Source organism: Psychrobacillus glaciei (genome assembly GCF_008973485.1).
Classification (GTDB): Bacteria; Bacillota; Bacilli; order Bacillales_A; family Planococcaceae; genus Psychrobacillus; species Psychrobacillus glaciei.
On sequence record NZ_CP031223.1, the window covers coordinates 2,842,459 to 2,867,499 of the forward strand.

The following is a 25,041-nucleotide window of genomic DNA, read 5'->3' on the forward strand; positions in this document are numbered from 1 at the left end:
ACCCCGCCTAGGCGAGGTCATTCTTTTACTGTATACTTTCTAATTCTTCTTCTGTTAACTCCCTATAAGAGCCTTCCATTAAAGATTCATCCAATTTCAATGCACCCATAGACAGCCTTTTTAAATAAATTACTTTTTTCCCAACGGATTCAAACATTCTTTTTACTTGGTGAAACTTGCCTTCTGTAATGGATAATTCAATTTCAGAAACCTCGCCTTTACTTAATATATTTAAAATGGCAGGCTTCGTTTTGTATCCGTCATCTAGAGTTACGCCATCTACAAACGCTTGAATATCAATTTCATCTACAATTCCCTCTACTCTTGCAAAGTATACTTTTGGTACATCTTTATTTGGAGACAAAAGACGATGCGTTAAAGCACCATCATTTGTTAATAAAAGCAATCCAACTGTATCCTTATCTAGTCTTCCTACAGGATAGGGTTCAAAATGATGTACATCCACATCCAATAATTCAATTACTGTACGATCTCTCGAATCCTCTGTTGCAGATACAACACCAACTGGTTTATTTAGCATTAAATAAATAAATTCTTTGTACTTAACTATTTCCCCATACACAGAAACTTGATCAGTAGTTTCTTTTATATGCATTGAACTGTCTTTTACAACGACGTCATTTACTTGAATTGCTTTAGACTTAACTAATATCTTCACTTCTCTTCTCGTTCCAAATCCCGTACGTGCTAGAAATTTATCTAATCGCATTTCATTCTCCTAAAAACCAAATTTTTTCGTAAAACGTGTAATCTTTTCTCCAAAGAGCTTTTGTGCAAGACCCAGTCTAAGCGTAACATAGCCATAAAAAGCCGCTCCAATTGAAGCTGTAACGAAAATTACTAGTAAAGCACCAAACTTACTATCCACCGTGAATAAATGCTCGATTCCCCATTTACAAACGAAGACAAGGCTTAGCATAGCAACGTTAATGATCACTATAAGTAAAATTCTCCGCATAACCATACTAGATTTATATTGTAAAGTTTTTGTAATAACAACCATATTTAATACGATCGCTACAATGTAACCAATAGAAGTAGCTAAAATGGCACCATCTGTTTCAAACGCTTTAATCAAAGGAGTATTTAACACGAGTTTCGTTAAAATACCGATTAATAAGTTTAAAATGATCAGTTTTTGACGATCAATTCCTTGTAAAATGGCAGTCGTTACAGGATAAAGTGCAAATAATATGGCAACCGGTGCGTAATGCGCCAAAACCGTTGAACCTATATCACTTTGCTCGTAAAACAAATGGTAAAATTCATTGGATAAGACAGCAATTCCTAAAGCAGCTGGCATTGTTAAAAACAATAATATTTGAAATGCCTGATCTAATGATCTTCGCACTTGTACAAAATCTTGTTTTGCATAGTAACTCGTGATAAATGGAATTAATGCCATCGAAAAACCAGTTGCTAACATAACAGGTATCATTACAAGTTTTTGAGTCGTAAGATTTAACATCCCTAAAAGCACGCCTGATTCTTTTCCGCTTATTCCAATTTGCGTCATTGCACTATTAAATGTAATCATATCCACAAATTGAAATAAAGGATTGATAACACCTACCAAAGCAAAAGGAACGGTATAAACTAAGATCTCTTTATATATATTTTTCAAAGATACATCAGAAGTTGTATTTCCACTTTCCTCAAGTAACTCATTAAATTCTGGTTTTAACTTTCTCCAATACCAATATAAAACAAACATACTTGCAATTGCCCCAATAAACGCGGCAAATACAGCAAAAGAAACAGCAGTGTTCTCTGTACCTTTAAACACCTTAATAACTAGAAATGCTCCGGCTAAAACGAAAATCACACGGACAATCTGCTCGATCAACTGTGAGACAGCTGTCGGTGTCATATGTTGATATCCTTGGAAAAATCCTCTAATTAAGCTCATCACTGGAACGACAATTACTGCAAAACTCACATATTGAATAACAGTTGCTACATTGTGAACTGTTACAAATGCATCATTATCTTTAATAACTAAGCTTGCGATAGGTTCTGCTAGTGTGTACAAAATAATAAATCCTAACACACCTGTTATCGTCATTATTACCATACTTGATTTCACTAGTTTTCTACCTGTCGCATAGTCACCAAGCGTATTATATTTCGCTACAAACTTAGAAACAGCTACTGGCATACCAGAGACAGCTAGTGCTAGCATGATAGAATATGGTACATATGCATATTGATACAGACCGATATACTCTTCTCCAATTAGTTGATAGAAAGGAATAATGTAAAGCACACCCAGAATTCTAGATAATAAGAGACCAATCGTTAATATCATTGTCCCTTTTAATAAATTTGATGACATAAAACCCGCCCAATCATATATTTTGTCTACACTACAGTTTACATCTGTCGAAAGAAAACCACAATCATGTATAATAAAGAAAAAAGGGAAAGTGTGAACTTATTATGTATGACGTAATTATAGTAGGCGGGGGTCCTTCAGGATTAATGGCCGCTGCAGCTGCAGGAGCAGAAAACAAGAAAGTATTGTTAATTGAAAAAGGTGCTAAGCTCGGGAAGAAGCTTGCAATCTCTGGCGGAGGTCGTTGCAACGTAACTAACAGACTCCCTCAAGAAGAAATCGTAAAAAACATTCCTGGTAACGGACGATTTCTTTTCAGTCCGTTTTCCGTTTTTAATAATGAAGATATTATCGGGTTTTTCGAAAACCTTGGAGTAGCATTAAAAGAAGAAGATCATGGAAGAATGTTCCCTGTTTCCAATAAAGCAATGGATGTAGTAAATGCCTTACTGGATGAGTTAAAGAGACTCCACGTGGAAATAAAGTTGAATTCCCCAGTAGCTAAATTATTGATGAATGATGAAAAGATTATTGGAATCCGGCTTGCAACTGGTGAAGAAATTGTTGCTGGTGCAGTAGTCATTGCAGTTGGAGGGAAAGCAGTACCTCAAACCGGATCCACAGGAGACGGATATCCTTGGGCTGAAAAAGCCGGACATACCGTTACCGATCTTTATCCAACAGAGGTTCCTCTATTATCCAATGAGCCTTTTATTAAATCCAAAGAACTGCAAGGCCTTGCACTTAGAAATGTTGCCGTTTCTGTTTTAAATAAAAAAGGGAAAGCCATCATTACCCATCAAATGGACATGCTATTTACTCATTTTGGGCTAAGTGGTCCAGCAATTTTACGATGTAGCCAATTCGTAGTGAAAGAGCAAAAGAAAAATGGTGGCCAGCTTGTCCAAGTTCGTATAGATAGTTTACCAGAACTAAATCAAGAGGAAACTTTCCAGGCCCTTCTCTCTTCTATTAAGGAAGATCCGAAAAAAGCAGTGAAAAATGTGTGGAAAGGTATGGTACCGGAAAGATGGTTGTTGTTTTTACTTCAACATGCAGAAATCCAAGAAAGCGAAGATGGACAAAATCTATCCCACGAAAAAATTAGAGCATTGGCACATTTATTCAAACAATTTAGCGTTAATGTTTATGGGACACAGCCACTAGACAAAGCTTTTGTAACAGGCGGAGGCGTGTCCATAAAAGAAATAGAACCAAAAACAATGGCATCCAAGAAAAAAGCAGGACTATATTTTTGTGGAGAAGTATTAGATATTCACGGCTATACAGGCGGCTATAATATAACTTCGGCACTTGTAACCGGTAAAATTGCTGGGATGAGTGCTGCATTGTCAACCGGTTTAAAGTAACTTATGTTTTTAAGATAGTTTTGAATAAAGTATTGAACCAAGTCTGTCTTTTATCCAAACTTTTCCACTAAACAAAACAAGAAGATGGCTTACAGTTTTATAATTCAGTTCGCTTTTTAGAAATAGTGCGTCTTAGTAACCGCCGGGATTTCCGCTCTAGGCGGACGCTTTCCGAGGGGGGAGCGATGAGCCAGCACCGTCGCATGTGCGCCGCTTGTGCGTTCTCATCTGTCTCCCTGATCCCTTCGGAGTCGCCGCCTGCCGCTGCAATCCAGCATATTTGCTAACTATTCAGTTTCACTATACACTTTTCAATCTTAACTGTATTATCTGAATAAAAATCCAAATAATGGGTGATCGACAAGAATCACATGATGAACACGACAAATTTCTCATAATAAAGTTTTAACTTGGCGTGAGATGGCATTGATTAATTGCACGCACTCTTAATAACGCGTACTAACAAAAAACCTCTATTCTTGTGGCACTCTTTAATATTTAGTTGGAAAAAAGGGAAGTTTAGTTAAAAAAGAAATTATTCTTCTCTTTTTTATACACAATTCCCCAACTCAGAATAACTAGCAAGCTCTAGTCGATTGTAGCAAAAGGTCGGCAACTCCTGCGGGATGAGTGAGACAGATGCCCCATCACATCGTACGCGTAGCGTCGGTGATGGGGCACCGCTCACCCCGCGGAAAGCGTCCGCCCTGCAGCGGAAATCCCAGCGGCAACTTTCTTACGACGTACTATTTCTACAGTAAGACGGAAAAATAATCGTACATAAACCTAAATGTATTAGTTGGAAAAAATATGATAATTAACAGTCATGGTATTGAACAAATCTTTCAGCAATCGAAAAGAAACCATTTTGAAAATAAAATGGTTTCTTTTCTTATCACTGAATTTACTATTTTTGTAGTTCTACTTCTAGTAAAGCGCTCATTATTTGAACAAGATATTTTTACTTTTTAACCCCATAATGTAGTTCTACAAATTGATTGAAGGTCCTGGTTCCTTTCAAATTAAGGTCTAATCAATAATCTCCTTCTTTAAATAACGGAATTCTTTTTCCAATTATAGTAGGGCATTTTGCCTTCCTACTAATACTCCATGGCTAGACGTTCATCAATTCGCTCCAGCACACTTTTAGATGGCCTTTTAGAAAATTGGTACCAATCCATTCTTTTATCTCCGACTTCATCGATTAAGTCAGTCACTGTAAAGGCTAGCTTTCGTAAATCTGTATGTAATGTAGTTAACTCCTCCTCATTAAGAGAATTTACCGCAAACAATTGATGGTCGGTATCCCTTAGTAGATTAGCTAATTCTTGATGCTGAAGGGTAAAGGAAATATCCGATAAATAGAATGGCTGATATCGAAATAGAATCGATTCCCCAAATGCCTGTAGCTCTGTAGATGACATCCTTGATAAGGCCTCTAAATAGCCACTTCCCTGAAGCATTTCCCTTTGATATTGCTCACCTAGCTCCCTTTTCAATTCAATATTCTTCGTCAAAAAAGCACTGCTTATTATAATTATTGGTACAACTAAAATCAAAAGCTGTTTTAACCTAGATTTCATCATAAAAACCCTCCCTATTATTTTCATGGTAGTTTTACAAGTTCAACAAAATTCACGATTAGCTGTTACAAGAAATAAAATAAATCCCCTAAGTTATCAGGTTCCGTTTCCGTAATTTTTGCCGTTATTGTAGTACTTATTAACACCCTTCCACTTGCCTGAAAATAATGAAATTAGTTTACTTTTAATAACAACGGATTAAAATGCTCCAAAAATTCTTCATCAACCGTTTCAATAAACACCGTCGTACCAATCACACTGAACTTACTTGATATTTGCCCTGTGCCATTTTCATAAAGCGTTAATTGCATTCGATAGCCCTTGCTATCTTCAAACGTCAGCTTGTAATGATTTTCTGTCTCTTTCGCCTTTCTCACTGTTCGAATATTCATGCCTAAAAAGTTTTCTAAGTATTGCTGCACTTCCTCTTTATCCCTCGTGTCATAAATATCTGTTGCTGGATACGCCACTATAAACATATGATTTAATGAATGTAAATCTATAATACCGGCTTCATCCGCAACTTCTCCTAAATGCTGAATTTTTAGCTTTGCATATACTTCATGCCCCACATAAACTAAAATGAGGGTGAACAAAATACCCATTCCCCATAATTTCCATTTCATTACTTCCCTCTTCTCACTATCTTATTTCTTGCTGCACTTTAGTTGAATAAAAACATTCCATTTAGGTTTCTCATATAATCATTCAACATATATTAAAGAAATCCCTTCTACCTAAAAAAAGTATATGAAACCAATACATTCACATTCCTTATTCAACTAACCTTTAGTTCAATAAGGAAATTGAGCACCTAAGCAGCTCAATGCTCTTCCAGTAAATCCCCCGTTAGCCATCCATGCAGCACAAAATCAGTGCTGCAACACAGAAATTGAAAATGGTCAGGAAGTGTCAATACTGATACTGACCGTAATCCATAGACTTATTTACGCTCGCCTCTTTTTTTAAACGATTAAGATGGGGTCTTCTTAAGTATTGTCATTTTTCTTTTCTTGAGAAAGTAGTTCAAAAAAACGTACCCTTCAGCAAAAAGCCAAAGGGTACACTTTTGTATGCAGTATTTTTTTTTAGCTAGTTTGCGTAATACCTTCAAGTTCGATTAATTTATTTACTCATCGAATATACTAATCATTTAATCCCTTACCATCAAGAATTTGCTGCCTATATTTTTCAACTCTTGACTCCCGTGTTTTGGATTGTTTGGGTTGAGAGAAATGAAGAATGTATGCTCTTTGTCGCCCCGGTGTCAATGCTTCAAAAGCAGTTTTTAATTCCCGAATATCATCGAATTTATTTTGAAGTTCTACAGGAATTATGTATTCTGTATTCTTTTTAAAATTCACTTCCAAACCGGCTTTTTCAACTTCAACGGCTTCATATATATAGGATTTCAAGATGTCTTCCATTTCAACTATTTCTTGAACATTGGTGAACCGAATCTGGCGCGCTGCCTGTACATTCTCCGTTTGTTGAATTAGAATTCCATGTGCATCCTTTAACAAGACTCCCTTGTTAAACAAAATTGCACAATATTCTTTAAATCCGTGTATTAGAACGATGTTTTTTTTCTCAAACATGTAACAAGGATGCATCCACTTAAATTCTTCGGTCAACTCACAGTCAAGAACGATATTTCGCAACTGCCCATATTCTTCCTTCCACTTTTTAGCTTTACTTAAAAATTCATCAACTTTAGGATTCGTTTTACTATTTGTCATCAAGGAACACTCCTCTTCAATTTTTCGATCGGCTTACAGTCAAAATGATCATACTGTCACTATCGACTTTATTTTAATATTCATTAACCTTGAATCAAGGTTCCCGATTTATAATAGGACTTTAATTGGCGTCGTGTCAAGCGGACCCGGCTTTGATACACAATCACAAGCCCAATCTAAAACATTAAATGCTTTTCAAAAGTTATTGTAATGCATTACCCAGAATTCCTTCAACAAGTTTTGAAGACTTTATTTTATCCATGCAATTTTTTCTTTCCTCTTGATAATACAAATTCCATCTCCTCCTTTACTCTCCTAATTCCCTTTAGAAAGCAGCACTTATTAACTTTGAGCTATCGTAACAATATCCCGAATAACAGACTGAACTTCATCCACATTTTCGATTACAAATAAATGGTCCGATTCTCCCTCTGTTGGCGCCACCACATCCCCTTTATTTGTCTCACCCTCCTGCCTAGTAAGTACTTCGTCGAAAGATGAAACGGTCCTTAGTATCGTTGTACTACGCTGGCCTTTCAAAATCCGCTCTTTAAGAATATGTTCTGGAAGATCAAAATTCACAATAATGCTGGTAAATCCTTTGTTGTGATATTGTTCAAGCAGTTTCAAACGCCCTTTACGACTGCGATTTGAGTTGCAAAGAATGAGGTGGCAATTCGTCTCATTAATTGTATAATTCACAATGGTTTGTGTGAGAGCGTACTTGATCGTATTATGTCCTAGTTTTGGTAATAAGTATGGAGGAATTCAGCATGGTTATCTTGATCAATCACAATCGAATTAGAGATCTGTTCTTCTAAAGCTTTCGCAAAAGTAGTTTTACCGCTATGAGTTTTACCGACTGTCATAATAACTAATCTATTCATGAACGCAACTCCATTCTTCAAAGTTTAGGTTTAATCTCTCATCTCACTTTTATTCTATCAGACTAATTATTTGTTAAAAATGAACATTCAAACTATTACTTATATAATACTTGAAATGTAAAACTAAAACAGCTAGACATTTTGATAAAAGAACGAGAAGAAATGAAAAAAAAAGTTGCTTCATCTCTCATGTCGAGAGACGAAGCAACTTTTGTTTTTCATCAAATAACGATATTCACCATTTTACCAGGAATCGCAATGATTTTCTTTACTTCTTGCCCTTCCAACCACTGTTGTACTTGTTCAGAATTTAACGCTAACGCTTCTAGCTCTTCTTTTGTTGCTTCTTTTGAAACAAGTAGTTTTGTTCGTACTTTCCCTTTAATTTGAACAGGGATTTCTACTTCATTATCCACTAATTTAGCTTCATCAAATGTTGGCCAAGCTTCATACGTAATCGTATCCTCATGTCCTAGGATAGCCCAAAGCTCTTCTGAGATATGTGGAACAATTGGAGAAATTAATTTAACAAATCCTTCTACATACTCTTTCGAAATACGCTCTGCTTTATATCCTTCATTAATGAATACCATCATTTGTGAAATAGCGGTATTATAATGCATGGATTCGTAATCTTCCGTAACCTTTTTAACCGTTTGATGGTACACTTTCTCCATATTTTCAGAAGATGTATCACTTACTTTATCGCTAAGTTTTCCATCTTCATTTACAAACAAACGCCAAATACGATCTAGGAACCTTCTTGAACCATCTAATCCGTTTATAGACCATGGCTTTGAAGAATCAAGTGGTCCCATAAACATTTCATATAAACGAAGAGAATCTGCACCATGACTTTGTACGATATCATCTGGATTTACTACGTTTCCTTTTGACTTAGACATTTTTTCATTATTTTCTCCAAGAATCATTCCTTGGTTAAATAGTTTTTGGAAAGGCTCTTTTGTTGTAACTACACCAATATCGTAAAGGAATTTATGCCAGAAACGTGCGTACAATAAATGCAATACTGCATGCTCCGCTCCACCTACATAAATATCGACTGGCAACCAGCGTTTTACTAGTTCTGGATCCACAAGTGCTTCATCATTGTTAGGATCTATATAACGTAGGTAATACCAGCAGCTACCTGCCCATTGTGGCATCGTGTTTGTCTCACGTCGTCCTTTTTTCCCCGTTACTTGATCTACAACGTTTACCCATTCCGTAATATTTGCAAGTGGTGATTCACCTGTTCCACTCGGTTTAATATCTGTTGTTACTGGTAACATAAGTGGTAATTCAGACTCATCTACGGCTGTTGAAGTACCATCTTCCCAATGAATAATTGGAATTGGCTCACCCCAATAACGCTGACGACTAAATAACCAATCACGCAAACGATACGTAATTTTCTTCTCGCCTTTACCGTTCGTTTCAAACCATTCAATTGCTTTAGCAATCGCTTCTTGTTTGTTTAAGCCATTTAAGAAGCCCGAGTTAATCAGTTTACCATCTTCTGTATATGCTGCTTCCTCGATATTTCCACCTGAAACAACTTCTACAATTGGTAAGTCAAATTGTTTTGCAAATTCATAGTCACGTTCGTCATGTGCAGGAACTGCCATAATTGCACCTGTACCGTAAGTTGATAATACATAATCTGCAGTCCAGATAGGCATTTTTTCGCCACTTACAGGATTGATAGCATATGCTCCTGTAAAAACACCTGTTTTATGTTTCGCAAGGTCCGTACGCTCTAGATCACTTTTTAATTTTACTTGATCTTTATATGCTTGCACTGCTTCCATCTGTTCAGTAGTGGTAATTACATCCACTAACTTATGTTCCGGTGCTAGAACTGCATAGGTTGCACCAAAAATTGTATCGGGGCGAGTTGTAAATGCTCGGAATGATTCTTTCGTGCCATCAACTTCAAAAGTAAGTTCAGCACCTTCCGAACGACCAATCCAGTTACGTTGCATTTCTTTTAAACTTTCCGGCCAATCCAGTTCATCCAAATCTTCCAAAAGTCGATCTGCATAAGCAGTAATACGAAGAACCCATTGGCGCATTGGGCGACGTTCTACGGGATGCCCTCCACGTTCTGACAATCCATCGATTACCTCTTCATTCGCAAGAACAGTTCCGAGTGCTGGACACCAGTTTACAGGTACTTCGTCTACGTAAGCCAACCCTTTTTTGTAAAGTTGAATGAAAATCCATTGTGTCCATTTATAATAAGAAGGATCAGTTGTGTTAACTTCTCTATCCCAATCATATGAAAAACCAAGATCATTCATTTGGCGTTTAAAAGTAGCAATATTTTTTGCCGTAAATTCAACTGGATCATTTCCCGTATCGATTGCATATTGTTCTGCAGGAAGACCAAAAGCATCCCATCCCATTGGATGAAGCACGTTATACCCTTGTTTACGTTTAAATGCGCTTAAAATGTCTGTAGCAATATATCCAAGTGGATGACCTACATGAAGTCCAACTCCTGAAGGATACGGGAACATATCTAATGCATAAAACTTTGGTTTGGAAGGATCATCGACCATTTTATACGTTTTATTTTCTTTCCAATAATTTTGCCATTTTTTTTCGATTGCTTCATGATTAAAGCTCATTAAAATTCCTCCTTAAATTAAGAAAAGTGTAAGCGCCTATGTCTGCCCCGACAGGCAAATGGAGAAAGTGTAGGTCTGCAAAGTACGCCACATCCTGTGGCAAAGCAGACATGACCCGCATCGTGCTGGCCCAGGAGGCAGCTCCACAGCCACCACATACGCTCTTGTTTGCGACGAGCTTGCTCAGGAGCAGCTTTTTCACATTTGACCCCGAGGGGCAAGGCGCTGAAACTAGACAAATAAAAAAAATCTCGTCCCTTAAAAAACTAAGGGACGAGAGTATATACTCACGCGGTACCACCCAAATTAGTGAAAAATTCACTCAACTTGACTCCTTAACGCGGAAAACGGTATAAGCTACTATCAGTTCACTCATACAGACTCAAAGGCGAGTTCAATAATTCGTCACGCTAACTTCCACCAACCGTTAGCTCTCTATATTAACGAGGGTTATTTACTAATCCTTTTCACAGTCAACTTCTATTAAAACTAATAATAATGGATTTCGGAATAAATTACAAGCTGCTCTTATATCAAATAGGTCTCGACATATTTGAGCCTAGATTTTGCACTCGGCTCACCAGGTGGACTCCTTTACAAAATCTATGGCATCCGCCGGAAGCTTGATATAATTGTATTCGGTAGGTTTTTATGTACTACTGAATATAATTATATTGAAACATTTTCTTTTACGTCTTTAATAATAAGCGTAGCTTCCGTTGCATCAATAATATCTTGTACAGTATAACCCTCAAATACTTCTTTTAATTCAAGGCCATTTTCCGTTACTTCTATCATTGCCCGTTCTGTAATTATTTTATTCACAACAGCTTTCCCTGTTAAAGGTAATTCGCATTCTTTTTTAATTTTGGCAGAGCCATCTTTTGCACAATGATCCATGATGACGATAATTTTTTTCGCGCCATGCACTAAGTCCATCGCACCACCCATTCCTTTTATCATTTTCCCTGGAATCATCCAGTTTGCAAGATCCCCATTTTCAGACACTTCCATCGCACCTAAAATCGCGACATCGACATGTCCTCCGCGAATCATTGCAAATGATTCCGCACTTGAAAAGAAAGAAGATCCAGGAATAGTCGTAACCGTTTCTTTTCCAGCATTAATAAGATCAGGATCTACTTCTTGTTCCGTAGGATAAGGCCCAATACCTAGCAAACCATTTTCTGATTGTAAAACAACTGTTTTATCAGGAGAGATGAAGTTAGCAACTAATGTTGGAATTCCTATGCCTAAATTAACGTAATTTCCATTTTCTATCTCTTTTTCTGCTCTTCTTGCAATTTTTTCACGTGTATTCAATCGAATCTCCCCCTTATGAACGAGTTGTTAAACGTTCTATTCTTTTTTCTTGCGTTGCTTGGAATAGGCCTTGTACATAAATACTAGGTGTATGTATTTGTGCTGGATCTAAATCTCCTGTTTCTACAATTTCTTCTACTTCTGCAATCGTAAACTTTCCTGCTGCTGCCATCATCGGATTAAAGTTTTGTGCAGTTTTATTGTAAATTAAGTTCCCAAACTTATCCGCTTTTGCAGCGCGAACTAATGCAAAGTCAGCACGAAGCGATTCTTCTAATACATACTCTTTGCCATCATAAACTCGTATTTCTTTTCCTTCCGCAACCACCGTACCAACACCCGCTGGCGTAAAGAAAGCTGGAATTCCAGCGCCACCCGCACGAATTTTTTCAGCAAGTGTCCCTTGAGGCGTTAACTCTACTTCTATTTCGCCTGAAAGTACTTGACGTTCAAATTCTTTATTTTCCCCAACATAGGAACCTATCATTTTTTTAATTTGTTTATTTTTTAATAAAAGACCTAGACCCCACTCATCGACTCCACAATTATTCGAAATAACCGTTAAATCTTTTACCCCTTTTTCTACTAAAGCTAAAATAAGCTGTTCAGGAATACCAACTAGGCCAAAACCACCTACCATTAGTGTCATTCCGTCTTGAATGCCTGCAACAGCTTCGCTTGCAGAATTGTAAATCGGTTTCATAATCCCATTCCCCTTTCTATCGTAAACACCCTTCTCTATAATATTCTCAAATATTGGACAATTAAGCAATTTAAATTCCTTGAACTATTAATATATTGCAAGAGTGTGGCAGGGAAACGAAGAGAAAGTTCCGATGTTCACACTCTGCATTAGAAACCATTGATTAGGTGAGGATAGACATAGTTTAGGGGCTTATAGATCAGCATTACGGGCGGATAAACACTTTTTAGGGGCATATAGCATCGGCTTAGGGGCTTATGAACTTTCTACGGGCTTATAGATCAGTCTTACGGGCGGATAAACACTTTTTAGGGGCATATAGCATCGACTTAGGGGCTTATGAACTTTCTACGGGCTTATAGATCAGTCTTACGGGCGGATAAACACTTTTTAGGGGCATATAGCATCGGTTTAGGGGCTTATGAACTTTCTACAGGCTTATAGATCAGTCTTACGGGCGGATAAACACTTTTTAGGGGCATAAAGCATCGACTTAGGGGCTTATAGCTCAGTCTTACGGGCGGATAAACACTTTTTAGGGGCATATAGCATCAGTTTAGGGGCTTATGAACTTTCTACGGGCTTATAGATTTTCTTCCTTTCTAAATAAAAATAGACTGTAGGCAAACTCGATTTATACCGAATTTACCTACAGTCTGACAATGATTAATTTAGTTAAACAGCGGTTTTACTAGCTGCTTTCTTAAGCGGAAGATCATAAAGTAAACTCGTAATAATCGCAAAAATCATCAAACTTGTCAGGATTAATATCATCATTGGCGTTCCATATGCTTCTACAAGAATTCCTCCGACGAAAGGTCCAATCATTCTTCCGATTGTCGCCATACTATTGACAATCCCTTGGTAAAATCCTTCTCTTCCTTTTGGAGCAAGCTTATCTGCAAGCGTTGGTACTGCAGGCCACACAAACATTTCTCCAATCGTTAATATGACCATTGCCGTGATAAACATAGCATAGCTTTCTGCAAAAGCTACCACAACAAATGAACCCATAAAAATAACAATCCCAATAATAATCTGCGCTTTTATTTTCTGTTCTAGTCGATTGATTATTGGCTTTATAAGAGGTTGTCCTACTACTATAAGTACTCCATTTAACGACCATAATAAACTATATTGCTTTAGAGATATGCCCAAATCTGAAATATGTGTAGAAATTGTAGTAGTCCATTGAACATAAACAATCCAGGTGAGCATATACCCAAATGTTACAATTATCATTGCATAAAAAGGTGCTTTTTGTTTACCTTTCTTTTGTTCATTCGACACAACTGCATGTCTATTTGAAGTAACCGATAAATTACGGTAAAAGACTAATGCAACAACAAAAAACAAGACATATGTAAGTAAATTTGCTATAAAAATATTATTGATATTATTAGCCGCCACAAGTCCACCTATTGCAGGGCCAAGAGCAACCCCTACGTTTTGTGCTAAATAAATAGCATTAAAAGCTTTTCTGCCACCTTCTGGCCAAAGACTTCCGACCATTGCGTACATACTTGGAAAAATAATTCCACCGCTAAACCCCAAAATAGCTACAAACCAAATATATTCCGGCCACCCATGCCAAAGAGTTAATAGTAACAATGCACCCAACGATAAAGAAATACCAATAATGATGGATTTATACCCACCAATTCGGTCGAAAAGGTAACCTCCCAGTAAATTACCAATTACACCAGTTCCAGCATTTATCATCAATACAAATCCAGCCATAGTCAAGGATTGCCCTAAATAATTATGCATATAAATCGTATGTAAAGGCCATAAAAAGGAATTTCCAGTTGTATTTATAAACATTCCTATGATTAAAAGCCACACAGCTTTGGGCATCACAAGCACCTCCATTTCCTTATGTGCTCAGACAATTGTATTCTTTTTTATATGTCACTTCAAGATGCTTGCACAAAAGATAATGGAGTCATGCTAAAATATAATGCTAAGGAGTGAATATAAATGAACGAAAATAACTTTCCTTTTCCGTCTGATGGAAAACGGTACTATACTTGGAATCGCTATTTACGAAATATGTTTGATCAAAAAATATTCAAAGTCGCATTAGATGCAGGATTTGATTGTCCTAATAGAGATGGCACAGTGGCATATGGCGGTTGCACTTTTTGTAGTGTGGCTGGGAGCGGGGACTTTGCTGGTGATAAAGTCGATTTAATACCGGTACAATTTGAAAAAATAAAAGCCAAAATGCATGAAAAGTGGAAAACAGGAAAATATATCGCTTATTTTCAAGCATATACAAATACACATGCACCTCTGCCTTTATTAAAAGAAAAATTTGAAGCAGCTCTTGCACTGGAGGGCGTCATAGGAATATCTATCGCAACAAGACCAGATTGTTTACCAGATGATGTTGTGGAATATTTAGCTGAACTAAATAAAAGAACGTATTTGTGGATAGAACTAGGCCTACAAACTGTGCATGAGCGAACTGCGAATCTCGTGAATCGTGCACATGACTATCCTACTTATATAGAGGGTGTAAACAAATTACGAAAACATGATATTCAAATATGTACACATATTATTAATGGATTGCCTCTGGAAGATCGAGAAATGATGATGGAAACAGCAAGAGAAGTTGCCAAGCTCGATGTCCAAGGGATAAAAATCCATTTACTACATCTGCTTAAAGGAACACCTATGGTGAAGCAGTACGAAAAAGGAAAGCTTGAATTTATGGAAAAAGATGCTTATATCCAGCTCGTGGCGGATCAATTAGAAATTTTACCCCCGGAAATGGTTGTGCAACGTATTACTGGTGATGGACCGATTGACCTAATGATTGGTCCAATGTGGAGTGTAAACAAATGGGATGTCTTAAATGGAATTGACGCTGAGTTAGCTAAAAGAGAGAGCTACCAAGGAAAATTGTATCAAAAGTTCGGTGTCTTGAAATGACATTAAAAAGAGTTTTACCATTTGCAAAAGAATTATTAACATCTGTTATAGAACCTGGGAATTTGGTTGTCGATGCAACTGCTGGAAATGGTCATGATACTTTATTTTTAGCAAAATTAGTTGGCGAAGCTGGGCATGTATACGCATTTGATGTTCAACCCGAAGCTATACAATCCACGGAAGAAAAGTTAGTAGAAGCAAATTTGCTTTCGAGGGCAACTCTAATTCTAGATGGACATGAAAATGTTTCGAAATACGTGGAAAAAGAAATTGCAGCAGCTATTTTTAATCTTGGATATTTACCTGGTAGTGATCTTCAAATTGTGACAAAAGGCAACTCTACTATTCAAGCTGTTACATCTCTTTTAGAGATGTTAAAAGTAGGCGGTTTAATTATTTTAGTTGTTTATCATGGACATCCCGGTGGTAAAGAAGAAAAAGATGCTTTAATGGATTATGTAATGCAATTACCTTACTCCTATACACATGTACTTTGTTACCAATTTTTAAATCAACAAAATACACCCCCTTTTGTTATTGCGATTGAAAAAATGAAAGCAAATATCTAAATTCGTTTGAATATAATTCAAATGCATGGAGATAATAACTAAAAAAGGAGAATCTCCATGCCAAAAATTGCTTCTATTAGTACATATAACCCTCCTTATGTATTAGATCAAACAAATATTGAACAGTTAACAAAAGAACTCTTTAAAGATAAAATTGCACAATTAGATCGTTTATTACAAGTTTTTGAAAATGGAGATATTGAAACACGATATTTTTGTGTGCCATTAGAATGGCACCAAACGGAACATTCCTTTGAAGAACGAAATAATATTTATATAGATTTAGCAACAAAATATAGTGTAGAAGTAATACAAGCTTGCCTTCAAAATACCACATTTCTCCAAAAGGCACTTCCTTCAGAAGAAATTGATGCCATTATCTTTGTCAGCAGCACAGGCATATCTACCCCGAGCGTCGATGCTCGTGTGATGAACCATCTGCCTTTTTCGGATCGTATGAAACGGATTCCAATTTGGGGACTAGGTTGTGCTGGTGGAGCTGCTGGCATTAGTAGAGCTTTTGATTTTTGCAAAGCTCATCCCGATGCGAAAGTTCTCGTTGTTTGTGTAGAGTTATGTAGTCTCACCTTCCAACCGAATGACTTTTCTAAAAGTAATCTAATAGGGGCTTCTCTTTTCGCCGACGGAGCTGCTTGTGCATTAGTTTGTGGAGATAATGTTGATCTTACAAACAATAAGCATGTTCCGCATATAGTAGATACAGCTTCTAAATGGATGCCCAACTCGGAAGACGTGATGGGATGGAATATTAAAAATAATGGATTACATGTCGTTTTCTCTAAGAGTATTCCTTCCATTATTTCAAGCTGGTTGGGACCATTTGTAGATGAATTTTTGACAGAGCAGAATGTTTCAAAAGATCAACTCGTAAATTTTGTAGCACATCCCGGAGGAAAAAAAGTTCTACAAGCATATGAGGATACACTCCACCTAGAGGAACATCAAACGTCGATTTCTAGAAATGTATTAAAAAAACATGGGAATATGTCCTCTCCAACAGTACTTTATGTATTAGAACAATTTATGTTGAAAGAAAACAACAAGGATGATTTAGGATTATTAGTGGCTCTAGGACCTGGTTTTTGCGGAGAAGCAGTTCTACTAAATTGGGGGGATTAGAATGTTATTTTTCATTATTATCTTTCTGGTCATCATTCAAAGAATAACGGAAGTTTTTATAGCTAAGCAAAATGAAAAAAAGATGCTTGCACAAGGGGCTTATGAAGTAGGTGCATCTCATTATCCTTATATGGTGACTCTGCATGTGAGCTTTTTTATTTGTTTAATTGCAGAGGTTTTAGTATTTAACCGAGGTATTTCCCCACTATTTCCGTTATTTTTTCTAATTTTTTTAATTGTTCAAGCATTACGCATATGGTGTTTGAGATCGTTAGGATCTTTTTGGAATACAAAAATCATTATTTTACCCGGTGCCCATGTAGTAACAAAAGGACCATATCTTTATCTAAAACACCCAAATTACGTGGTTGTCTGCATCGAAATAGCACTTTTACCGCTTATATTCCAAGCATATATTACGGCTATTTGCTTTACTCTTTTAAATCTCGCGATGCTCTCCGTGCGAATTCCACTCGAAGAGAGGGCTTTGATGGAAGTTACCAATTATAATGAAGAATTTAAAAAGAAGATTTCGGCATCGTAACCGAAATCTTCTTTTCCTTATAAATTCATTTCTTTATTTGCTGCTTCTTCTACTGCTCTTGCCACTAAATGATGAACTGTCGGATCTAGTGGGTTCGGTATTAACTCGCCAGGTTTTGTATGTCCTACGATTGCTTGGGCAGCTGCTATTAGCATGGAATACGTAATTTCCTTTGCTCCTGCATCTAATGCACCTTTGAATATTCCTGGGAATCCAATCACATTATTGACAGATCTTCCGTCAGCTGCGAAAGCTGCTCCAGCTGCAATTGCCTCATTTGGAAGAATTTCAGGGTTTGGATTGGATAATGCTAATATTATTTGTCCTTTTTTAATCATTTCAGGTTTGATTAACCCAGCTACTCCAGTAGTAGCAACAATTATATCACAAGTTTCCATCATTTCTTCTAATGTAGGAATCGTTTTTCCACCATAGTTTACCAATCGTTGTTTTGCTTCTTCTTGACGATCTAGACCATATACTTCATCTACACCATAAGCCATTAACATACGACAGATAGCTAATCCGGCAGCACCAAGTCCGATTTGACCAATTACGGCATCTTTTACATCTACTCCAGTCGATTTACATGCAGATAATATCGCAGCAAGCGCTACTACCGCCGTTCCATGCTGGTCATCATGCATAACTGGAATAGGAAGTTCTGCTTTTAAACGTTCTTCTATTTCAAAGCAGTGAGGAGATCCAATATCTTCTAATAAAATTGCTCCGAATCCTTGATGAATATGTTTGACCGTTTCAACGATTTCATCTGGATCACTTGTATTTAATAAAATAGGAATACCACTTAAACCAACAAATTGATCTAATAGTACAGCTTTCCCTTCCATTACAGGCATCCCTGCAACAGATCCAATATTTCCTAAACCTAATATAGCTGTACCATCTGTTACGATAGCTACGGAACTGCCAATCGACGTAAAGTAATTTGCTTTTTCAGGATTATTAACAATTTCCATACAAACGCTAGCAACACCAGGCGTATAAATTCTTTGCAAATCTCCGAGTGAACGGACATCCAATCTGCTCTTCATCGCAATTTTTCCGCCTTCATGCGCTTTTAACACATCATCTGTTACAGCATGGATCTTAACACCATTTCCAATGGCTTCAATATTCGCAATGACAGATTGGAATTGTGCTTCAGATTTACAAGTGATCGTAATATCACGGACTGTTGTTAATGCTCCACTTTTAAGTGTTGTAATGTCTCCAATATCCCCTTCAGCCATTCCGATAGCAGTTGCAACTTTAGCAAAGTTCCCTGGTTTTGAAGGTGTTTCTACTATAAAATTACGTATAAAATGTTGGTTTTGCATATAAGTTACACTTCACTTTCTTTATTTCAATTAATAGAATGTTTTTTCCGATTTAACCGAATAATTATACCACAAGTTATATTAAAACTCACATATTCCAAATAGAATATCATTCTCTAGTATAATCTTGTTTATCTACAACATTCCCTAAACAATATATCCTATAGATCTTAGAACATTATTTATAAAAGAATGGGAATATGCAAAAATCTCTTCTCGTTCAGGTTCCTGGAATAAATCATGGAAACAATTTTTCCATGATTTATATTGATATTCTGTTAGTTCTTGTTTTTTTAGCCATCCGGCTGCTGCAGTAGTATCTGTGATTTTATCACGCTCCGCCGTCATTAATAATACTGGGACATTCGGAATAGAAGTCGTTGTTTGACCAATACTTTTTAAGAGAAATTGCATTTCTTTATACCAAGCATTCGTTATCATTGTATGGTATGTCGGATCCTCCACATATTGTTTGTACACTTCATAGTTTCTCGTTAGTTCCTTCAGTTGAATATCATGATGAATCTTCTGTTGAACAGATAATTTAGCTAATGCATTTGTCCATTTAGATGGGGACTTTTTTAGTTGTAGCCAAGGGGAAGTTAAAATGACTCCTGCATATTCTATTTGTAATTTATGCATTACTTTTATTAATAATGTTGCACCAAGTCCATGACCAAGTATAAATATTGGGAGATTATAAGTTACTGCAACTTGTAATGCTTGTGCTATGTAATCTTTGTACTGATCAAGAGGTTCATCATGTATTTTATTAGCATTTGTGTGTACACCATGTCCAGGTAAATCACCCATGACAATATGACAATTTGAACTTCTAAATTTTTCAATTAACCAAGCATATCTTCTATGATGTTCATATGCACTATGAACAATTACGATTACTGCTTTTGGTCTTTCTTCTGCTTCCCATTTCCACATGAGCATCACCTCTTCCATTCGTTCCTATTCTGCTCAAATAGTTTTCATTATACTGTTCGTTTGATACGATTAATTATATTCTATTTTTAGAGGAGTGTGTATAGATTGATCTATCCATTTAAAGGAAAAACCCCGTCAATTGATGATTCTGCTTTCATCGCTGATTATGTCACAATTACAGGGGATGTGACAATCGGACAAGAGTCTACTATTTGGTTTAATACGGTAATACGAGGGGACGTTGCACCTACTATTATTGGACAAAGAGTGAACATCCAAGATTTATGTTGTTTGCATCAAAGCCCGAACAATCCACTTATTTTAGAAGATGAAGTAACGATCGGGCACCAAGTAACATTACATAGCTGCATTGTTCGAAAAGGAGCATTAGTTGGAATGGGCTCTATTATTCTAGATGGTGCGGAAATTGGAGAAGGCGCATTTATCGGGGCAGGAAGTTTAGTTACTCCAGGAAAGAAAATTCCTCCAAACTCACTGGCAATGGGAAGTCCTGCAAAAGTTGTACGTGAGCTGACAGATGCAGATAAAGAAGATGTACAACGAATTATTCGGGAGTACGCTGAAAAAGGGCAGTATTATAAATCATTGCAATAAGAAAAATGCAATCGCCCATTAAGTGCATCTTGTCTTTACCGTTTCCAGAATGCTTTGGACGAAACATTGGCTACACTATTAACGTATAAATTTATGGAGTATATGGAAGTGAATGCGTCAGTCCCATATACTCTTTTTCGGCAATCTTGTGGTTAATGTTTGTCCGTCGCCATATTGAAATGTGTAAAGACAAGATGCAATAGTTTTAGATAATGAGAGGAACTAAATAAGATAGTCAAAAATAGAAAGCACTGTAGATTAGGTATAGCTTTCTTATATTTTAGAAAAGCGAAAGCACCCTATAAGTGCATGATGTACTAGTCATTTCCTAAGTGCCTTGGCCAAAGGATTTAGCCCTGCGGAAATTTTTGAGACGAGCTTGTGTAGGAGCAGCTATTTCAAATTTGATCCTGCTGGAAAAAGCTTTGGAGTCTAAACAAGTATTAAGTAAAAAAGTATATACTTTTATAAATAAAAGAGCAGTCCCAGTAGTCATACGTTGACTGTGGGAATGCTCTTTTTTATCTTATAGTCCTGCTTTTTGTCTTAACTCTTCTGCTTTATCTGTTTTTTCCCAAGGTGCGTCGATGTCTGTACGGCCAAAATGTCCGTAAGCAGCAGTTTGTTTGTAGATTGGGCGACGAAGATCTAGCATTTTAATAATACCAGCTGGGCGAAGATCGAATAATTCACGAATATGGGAAACTAATTGAACTTCTTCTACTTTTCCAGTTCCAAATGTCTCAACTGCGATAGATACTGGTTGTGCAACACCAATTGCATAAGCTAATTGAACTTCACAACGATCAGCAATTCCAGCTGCAACAATATTTTTTGCAACATAGCGAGCAGCATACGCAGCAGAACGGTCTACTTTTGTAGGATCTTTACCAGAGAATGCTCCTCCGCCATGACGAGCATATCCACCGTAAGTATCTACGATAATTTTACGTCCTGTTAAGCCCGCATCTCCTTGTGGTCCACCAATTACAAAGCGTCCAGTTGGGTTAATAAAGTATTTTGTATGCTCATCGATTAAATTAGTAGGAACAATTGGATTGATCACTAACTCTTTTAAATCTTTTTGGATTTGTTCTAACGTTACTTCCGGATGATGTTGAGTTGAGATAACAATCGTATCGATATGGACAGGATTATTATTTTCATCATACTCCACTGTAACTTGTGTTTTACCATCTGGACGTAAATAGTCTAGCGTTTCATCCTTACGAACTTCTGCTAAACGACGAGCCAATTTATGCGCTAAACTAATGGGAAGTGGCATAAGTTCTGGCGTTTCATTACAAGCGTAACCAAACATTAAACCTTGGTCCCCTGCTCCTATTGCTTCTATGTCAGAATCAGTCATCGAACCTTCACGAGCTTCTAAAGCTTGGTCAACTCCCATTGCAATATCAGCAGACTGTTCGTCTATTGCAGTTAATACTGCTGAAGTTTCCGAGTCAAAGCCATATTTTGCACGAGTATAGCCTATTTCTTTGATAGTAGCACGAACTACTTTTGGAATGTCTACATAAGTAGAAGTAGTGATTTCTCCTGCAACTAAAACTAGTCCTGTTGTCACGGTTGTTTCACAAGCTACACGTGCATTTGGATCTTCTGTTAGAATTGCATCAAGAATTGCATCTGAAATTTGATCACAAATTTTATCTGGATGTCCTTCTGTTACTGATTCCGATGTAAATAATCGACGTTGTGTCATAATAAATTCCTCCTATATCCTGCGAGATTTCTCTCAAGAATTGATACGGTACTCATTCCCATGTCAAGCTGTTTTGGACTTGGCACACAAGGATAAAGGGCGATGTCATAAAAAAAACCTTCCACTCACGTATATTACACATGAGGAAAGGCTATTAATTTCATAAGCACCTTTCACTCTTATCAATCAAGGGATTTCACCTTGTCTCAGGTTGGGCACCTTTGTAATAAAAAAAAAATTACAGGTTGCCGGGTTTCATAGGGCCTGACCCCTCCACCAGCTCGGGATAAGAGTATCCGTTCAATTTTTCATCATACGTAAGTTGGATTGATATGTCAATATATTTTTGTTGACGATTTATTTATAAAAGATATAAATAATCACTTTATTAGTGTAGACTATTAAGGTAAATGTGTTATACTATTTCACATATGAAACTCATCTCCCTCTTTTATAAGGGAAAATAATTAAAAGGATGGTATATACAATATGAATTCAATCGATACTGTGAATGAACTGAACGAATTGTTATCTGGAGAAAATGTTAACATTCAATTATCAGTTGCGCAACTTGTAGAAAAAGCAACATCAAGAGGCGAAGCTGTTTTAACTTCTACGGGAGCCGTGAAAGCAGAAACAGGTAAATATACAGGTCGTTCTCCACAAGATAAATACATCGTTGATGAGCCTATATCTAGAGACAAAATCGATTGGGGATCCGTAAACCAACCAATTTCTTCTGAAGTATTCGAATCACTATATAAAAAAGTTACTAGCTACCTCGCTGAGCAAAATGAATTATTCCTATTCAAAGGTTTCGCTGGTGCTGATAAAACCTCTCGCTTAAGTATTCAAGTTATCAATGAATATGCTTGGCATAACCTGTTTGCACAACAATTGTTTATCAATCCTACAGAGGAAGAACTTGCAAATCATAAAGCTGATTTCACAGTTGTAAGTGCCCCTAATTTCAAAGCGAATCCAGCAGTAGATGGAACAAAAACAGAAACGTTTATCATTGTTTCAATGGAAAAACGAATCGTGTTAATCGGCGGAACGGAATATGCGGGAGAAATGAAAAAATCTATTTTCTCTATTATGAACTACTTATTGCCAGAACAAAATATTTTACCTATGCACTGTTCAGCAAACGTTGGAGAAGAAGGCGACGTTGCATTATTCTTCGGTCTTTCTGGAACAGGAAAAACAACTCTTTCTGCAGACGCGGGACGTAAATTAATCGGTGACGACGAACATGGTTGGTCCGATAATGGCGTATTTAATATCGAAGGCGGATGTTACGCGAAATGTATCGATCTAACTCGCGAAAACGAACCACAAATCTATGATGCAATCACATTTGGTACTGTTTTAGAAAACGTTGTTGTAGATGCGAAAACTCGTGTTGCAAACTATGCAGACAATTCATTAACAGAAAATACACGTGCAGCTTACCAAATCCAAAACATCGAAAACATTGTGGATCCTTCTGTTGCTGGTCATCCAAATACCATCGTATTCTTAACTGCTGATGCATTTGGCGTATTACCTCCAATCAGCAAGCTAACAAAAGAACAAGCAATGTACCATTTCTTAAGTGGATTCACTTCTAAGCTTGCCGGAACAGAGCGTGGAATTACATCACCTCAACCAGCATTCTCTACTTGCTTTGGTTCACCTTTCTTGCCATTACATGCGACTGTTTACGCTGAAATGCTTGGAAAGAAAATTGATGAGCATGGTGCACAAGTATTCCTAGTAAACACTGGCTGGACTGGTGGAGAATACGGCGTTGGTAGTCGTATGAAGCTTTCTTACACTCGTACAATGGTTCGCGCAGCAATTGATGGAAAATTGAACAATGTAGAAACTGAAACAGATACAGTATTTGGTTTAGCTATTCCAAAACAAGTAGAAGGTGTACCTTCTGAAGTACTGATTCCTCGTAATGCTTGGACCGACAAAGCAGCTTACGATAAAAAAGCGGCTGAACTTGCACAAGCTTTCCATGAGAATTTCAAAAAATTCGGTACAGTTTCAGAAGAAATTTCGCAAAAAGGCGGACCTTTAGCATAATAAGAAAAACGTAAACGTCCTTTAAGTGCATCTTGTCTTCTCTATTTCTAGAGTGCTTTGGACGAAACATTGACTACATTATTACCATAGGAATTTCTGTGGATGGAGAAGTGACTGCGTCACTTCTCCATCCACTTTTTTCTGTAATCTTGGGGCGTCTGTTTGTCCGTCGCCTTCTTGAAATATGTAAAGACATAATGCATTTGTTTTGGTTAATGAGAGAATAAATCCATTCTTATTCTTTTAAAAGCGGACGAAGATACAATTTCGTCCGCTCAGCACTTCTTTAATAATGGATGCTATCTATTTTTCTCTAGTACCACCTACTCTAATGATACACCCACTGATTCGTGTATACTGTGTACGGAAAACTAAAAAAAAACTAAAGATCTAACCCTTGAAATTATAGTATGATTCCTTACTAATACTGGATTCTTAGCGATAGCTGGGCCAAATCTTCTTGTTAGGTACTACTCACTCCATGGATTGTAGGGAAAGGGGGCGACTCCAGACGGTGGCCAACAGGATGTTGGTCACGAAGGCGTTGCCACACAAGGTGGC

The 25,041-nt window shown here is 37.0% G+C and carries 22 protein-coding genes, 1 riboswitch and 1 other annotated feature; of the genes, 8 read left to right on the top strand and 14 right to left on the bottom strand.

Going from position 1 to position 25,041, the window contains the following annotated elements:
* Nucleotides 1–25 precede the first annotated feature (25 nt).
* On the bottom strand, nt 26–730 hold the full coding sequence (locus PB01_RS13260; RefSeq protein WP_151700652.1) for a pseudouridine synthase: 705 nt from the start codon (nt 728–730) through the stop codon (nt 26–28).
* A 9-nt stretch (nt 731–739) separates the two neighbouring features.
* The gene (locus tag PB01_RS13265; protein ID WP_151700653.1) at nt 740–2,356 is read right to left on the bottom strand and encodes a putative polysaccharide biosynthesis protein; all 1,617 of its coding nucleotides are present in this window, start codon (nt 2,354–2,356) and stop codon (nt 740–742) included.
* Nucleotides 2,357–2,460: 104 nt separating this feature from the next.
* On the opposite strand from PB01_RS13265, the gene PB01_RS13270 reads away from it, so the two are divergent.
* Complete coding sequence (locus PB01_RS13270; RefSeq protein WP_151700654.1) at nt 2,461–3,726, top strand: BaiN/RdsA family NAD(P)/FAD-dependent oxidoreductase; 1,266 nt, start codon at nt 2,461–2,463, stop codon at nt 3,724–3,726.
* Between the two features lie 810 nt (nt 3,727–4,536).
* Nucleotides 4,537–4,698, top strand: a complete 162-nt coding sequence (locus PB01_RS21065; protein WP_192797355.1) for a hypothetical protein — start codon at nt 4,537–4,539, stop codon at nt 4,696–4,698.
* Between the two features lie 128 nt (nt 4,699–4,826).
* Here PB01_RS21065 and PB01_RS13280 read toward each other — a convergent pair whose 3' ends face one another.
* The 9 genes from PB01_RS13280 to PB01_RS13315 all read right to left on the bottom strand — a co-directional run bounded on the left by PB01_RS13280 (nt 4,827) and on the right by PB01_RS13315 (nt 14,451).
* Entirely contained in the window at nt 4,827–5,312 is a 486-nt protein-coding gene (locus tag PB01_RS13280; protein ID WP_151700655.1) for a hypothetical protein, read from the bottom strand.
* A gap of 170 nt (nt 5,313–5,482) precedes the next feature.
* Nucleotides 5,483–5,935 carry a hypothetical protein gene (locus PB01_RS13285; RefSeq protein WP_151700656.1) on the bottom strand — a complete coding sequence of 151 codons (453 nt, stop codon included), beginning with the start codon at nt 5,933–5,935 and terminating at the stop codon, nt 5,483–5,485.
* A gap of 519 nt (nt 5,936–6,454) precedes the next feature.
* On the bottom strand, nt 6,455–7,048 hold the full coding sequence (locus tag PB01_RS13290; protein WP_151700657.1) for a YdeI/OmpD-associated family protein: 594 nt from the start codon (nt 7,046–7,048) through the stop codon (nt 6,455–6,457).
* A 342-nt stretch (nt 7,049–7,390) separates the two neighbouring features.
* A complete protein-coding gene (locus tag PB01_RS21795; protein ID WP_318837458.1) occupies nt 7,391–7,630 on the bottom strand; it encodes a hypothetical protein in 240 nt (79 codons plus the stop codon).
* 158 nt (nt 7,631–7,788) lie between these two features.
* Nucleotides 7,789–7,935 carry an ATP-binding protein gene (locus tag PB01_RS21800; protein WP_318837459.1) on the bottom strand — a complete coding sequence of 49 codons (147 nt, stop codon included), beginning with the start codon at nt 7,933–7,935 and terminating at the stop codon, nt 7,789–7,791.
* Nucleotides 7,936–8,156: 221 nt separating this feature from the next.
* The gene (gene leuS, locus PB01_RS13300; protein WP_151700658.1) at nt 8,157–10,568 is read right to left on the bottom strand and encodes a leucine--tRNA ligase; all 2,412 of its coding nucleotides are present in this window, start codon (nt 10,566–10,568) and stop codon (nt 8,157–8,159) included.
* A gap of 266 nt (nt 10,569–10,834) precedes the next feature.
* Nucleotides 10,835–11,048, bottom strand: a binding site (T-box leader).
* Nucleotides 11,049–11,237: 189 nt separating this feature from the next.
* Nucleotides 11,238–11,897: a 3-oxoacid CoA-transferase subunit B gene (locus PB01_RS13305; RefSeq protein ID WP_151700659.1), complete on the bottom strand. Its 660-nt coding sequence runs from the start codon at nt 11,895–11,897 to the stop codon at nt 11,238–11,240.
* 7 nt (nt 11,898–11,904) lie between these two features.
* The gene (locus tag PB01_RS13310) at nt 11,905–12,594 is read right to left on the bottom strand and encodes a CoA transferase subunit A (RefSeq protein WP_151700660.1); all 690 of its coding nucleotides are present in this window, start codon (nt 12,592–12,594) and stop codon (nt 11,905–11,907) included.
* Between the two features lie 675 nt (nt 12,595–13,269).
* Nucleotides 13,270–14,451, bottom strand: coding sequence for an MDR family MFS transporter (locus PB01_RS13315; protein ID WP_151700661.1), 1,182 nt, complete (start codon nt 14,449–14,451; stop codon nt 13,270–13,272).
* 123 nt (nt 14,452–14,574) lie between these two features.
* Between PB01_RS13315 and PB01_RS13320 the strand changes: the two genes are divergently transcribed.
* The 4 genes from PB01_RS13320 to PB01_RS13335 are packed head-to-tail and all read left to right on the top strand — an operon-like array spanning nt 14,575 to nt 17,787.
* The gene (locus PB01_RS13320) at nt 14,575–15,534 is read left to right on the top strand and encodes a tRNA modification radical SAM protein MnmL/YtqA (protein ID WP_151700662.1); all 960 of its coding nucleotides are present in this window, start codon (nt 14,575–14,577) and stop codon (nt 15,532–15,534) included.
* A complete protein-coding gene (locus PB01_RS13325) occupies nt 15,531–16,103 on the top strand; it encodes a tRNA 5-(aminomethyl)-2-thiouridylate-methyltransferase MnmM (RefSeq protein WP_151700663.1) in 573 nt (190 codons plus the stop codon). The genes PB01_RS13320 and PB01_RS13325 overlap by 4 nt, the downstream gene beginning before the upstream one ends.
* 57 nt (nt 16,104–16,160) lie before the next feature.
* Nucleotides 16,161–17,243: a type III polyketide synthase gene (locus tag PB01_RS13330; protein WP_151700664.1), complete on the top strand. Its 1,083-nt coding sequence runs from the start codon at nt 16,161–16,163 to the stop codon at nt 17,241–17,243.
* A gap of 1 nt (nt 17,244) precedes the next feature.
* The gene (locus PB01_RS13335) at nt 17,245–17,787 is read left to right on the top strand and encodes an isoprenylcysteine carboxyl methyltransferase family protein (protein WP_151700665.1); all 543 of its coding nucleotides are present in this window, start codon (nt 17,245–17,247) and stop codon (nt 17,785–17,787) included.
* A gap of 17 nt (nt 17,788–17,804) precedes the next feature.
* Here the strand turns inward: PB01_RS13335 and PB01_RS13340 are convergent, their stop codons facing one another.
* Both PB01_RS13340 and PB01_RS13345 read right to left on the bottom strand, forming a co-directional pair.
* Complete coding sequence (locus tag PB01_RS13340; protein WP_151700666.1) at nt 17,805–19,127, bottom strand: NAD-dependent malic enzyme; 1,323 nt, start codon at nt 19,125–19,127, stop codon at nt 17,805–17,807.
* A 147-nt stretch (nt 19,128–19,274) separates the two neighbouring features.
* Entirely contained in the window at nt 19,275–20,066 is a 792-nt protein-coding gene (locus PB01_RS13345; RefSeq protein ID WP_151700667.1) for an alpha/beta hydrolase, read from the bottom strand.
* Between the two features lie 105 nt (nt 20,067–20,171).
* Between PB01_RS13345 and PB01_RS13350 the strand changes: the two genes are divergently transcribed.
* Nucleotides 20,172–20,681, top strand: a complete 510-nt coding sequence (locus tag PB01_RS13350; protein WP_151700668.1) for a gamma carbonic anhydrase — start codon at nt 20,172–20,174, stop codon at nt 20,679–20,681.
* Between the two features lie 526 nt (nt 20,682–21,207).
* On the opposite strand, the gene metK is transcribed toward PB01_RS13350, so the two are convergent.
* Entirely contained in the window at nt 21,208–22,404 is a 1,197-nt protein-coding gene (gene metK / locus PB01_RS13355; protein WP_151700669.1) for a methionine adenosyltransferase, read from the bottom strand.
* A 176-nt stretch (nt 22,405–22,580) separates the two neighbouring features.
* Nucleotides 22,581–22,697, bottom strand: a riboswitch (SAM riboswitch).
* A gap of 196 nt (nt 22,698–22,893) precedes the next feature.
* On the opposite strand from metK, the gene pckA reads away from it, so the two are divergent.
* Complete coding sequence (pckA, locus tag PB01_RS13360) at nt 22,894–24,480, top strand: phosphoenolpyruvate carboxykinase (ATP) (RefSeq protein WP_151700670.1); 1,587 nt, start codon at nt 22,894–22,896, stop codon at nt 24,478–24,480.
* Nucleotides 24,481–25,041: the final 561 nt, after the last annotated feature.

Excerpts from the sequence above, each read along its gene's own strand:
- PB01_RS13260 (WP_151700652.1), bottom strand. The coding sequence starts at position 730 with ATGCGATTAGATAAATTTCTAGCACGTACGGGATTTGGAACGAGAAGA.
- PB01_RS13265 (WP_151700653.1), bottom strand. The coding sequence starts at position 2,356 with ATGTCATCAAATTTATTAAAAGGGACAATGATATTAACGATTGGTCTC.
- PB01_RS13270 (WP_151700654.1), top strand. The coding sequence starts at position 2,461 with ATGTATGACGTAATTATAGTAGGCGGGGGTCCTTCAGGATTAATGGCC.
- PB01_RS21065 (WP_192797355.1), top strand. The coding sequence starts at position 4,537 with ATGATAATTAACAGTCATGGTATTGAACAAATCTTTCAGCAATCGAAA.
- PB01_RS13280 (WP_151700655.1), bottom strand. The coding sequence starts at position 5,312 with ATGATGAAATCTAGGTTAAAACAGCTTTTGATTTTAGTTGTACCAATA.
- PB01_RS13285 (WP_151700656.1), bottom strand. The coding sequence starts at position 5,935 with ATGAAATGGAAATTATGGGGAATGGGTATTTTGTTCACCCTCATTTTA.
- PB01_RS13290 (WP_151700657.1), bottom strand. The coding sequence starts at position 7,048 with ATGACAAATAGTAAAACGAATCCTAAAGTTGATGAATTTTTAAGTAAA.
- PB01_RS21800 (WP_318837459.1), bottom strand. The coding sequence starts at position 7,935 with ATGAATAGATTAGTTATTATGACAGTCGGTAAAACTCATAGCGGTAAA.
- leuS (WP_151700658.1), bottom strand. The coding sequence starts at position 10,568 with ATGAGCTTTAATCATGAAGCAATCGAAAAAAAATGGCAAAATTATTGG.
- PB01_RS13310 (WP_151700660.1), bottom strand. The coding sequence starts at position 12,594 with ATGAAACCGATTTACAATTCTGCAAGCGAAGCTGTTGCAGGCATTCAA.
- PB01_RS13315 (WP_151700661.1), bottom strand. The coding sequence starts at position 14,451 with ATGCCCAAAGCTGTGTGGCTTTTAATCATAGGAATGTTTATAAATACA.
- PB01_RS13320 (WP_151700662.1), top strand. The coding sequence starts at position 14,575 with ATGAACGAAAATAACTTTCCTTTTCCGTCTGATGGAAAACGGTACTAT.
- PB01_RS13325 (WP_151700663.1), top strand. The coding sequence starts at position 15,531 with ATGACATTAAAAAGAGTTTTACCATTTGCAAAAGAATTATTAACATCT.
- PB01_RS13330 (WP_151700664.1), top strand. The coding sequence starts at position 16,161 with ATGCCAAAAATTGCTTCTATTAGTACATATAACCCTCCTTATGTATTA.
- PB01_RS13335 (WP_151700665.1), top strand. The coding sequence starts at position 17,245 with ATGTTATTTTTCATTATTATCTTTCTGGTCATCATTCAAAGAATAACG.
- PB01_RS13340 (WP_151700666.1), bottom strand. The coding sequence starts at position 19,127 with ATGCAAAACCAACATTTTATACGTAATTTTATAGTAGAAACACCTTCA.
- PB01_RS13345 (WP_151700667.1), bottom strand. The coding sequence starts at position 20,066 with ATGTGGAAATGGGAAGCAGAAGAAAGACCAAAAGCAGTAATCGTAATT.
- metK (WP_151700669.1), bottom strand. The coding sequence starts at position 22,404 with ATGACACAACGTCGATTATTTACATCGGAATCAGTAACAGAAGGACAT.
- pckA (WP_151700670.1), top strand. The coding sequence starts at position 22,894 with ATGAATTCAATCGATACTGTGAATGAACTGAACGAATTGTTATCTGGA.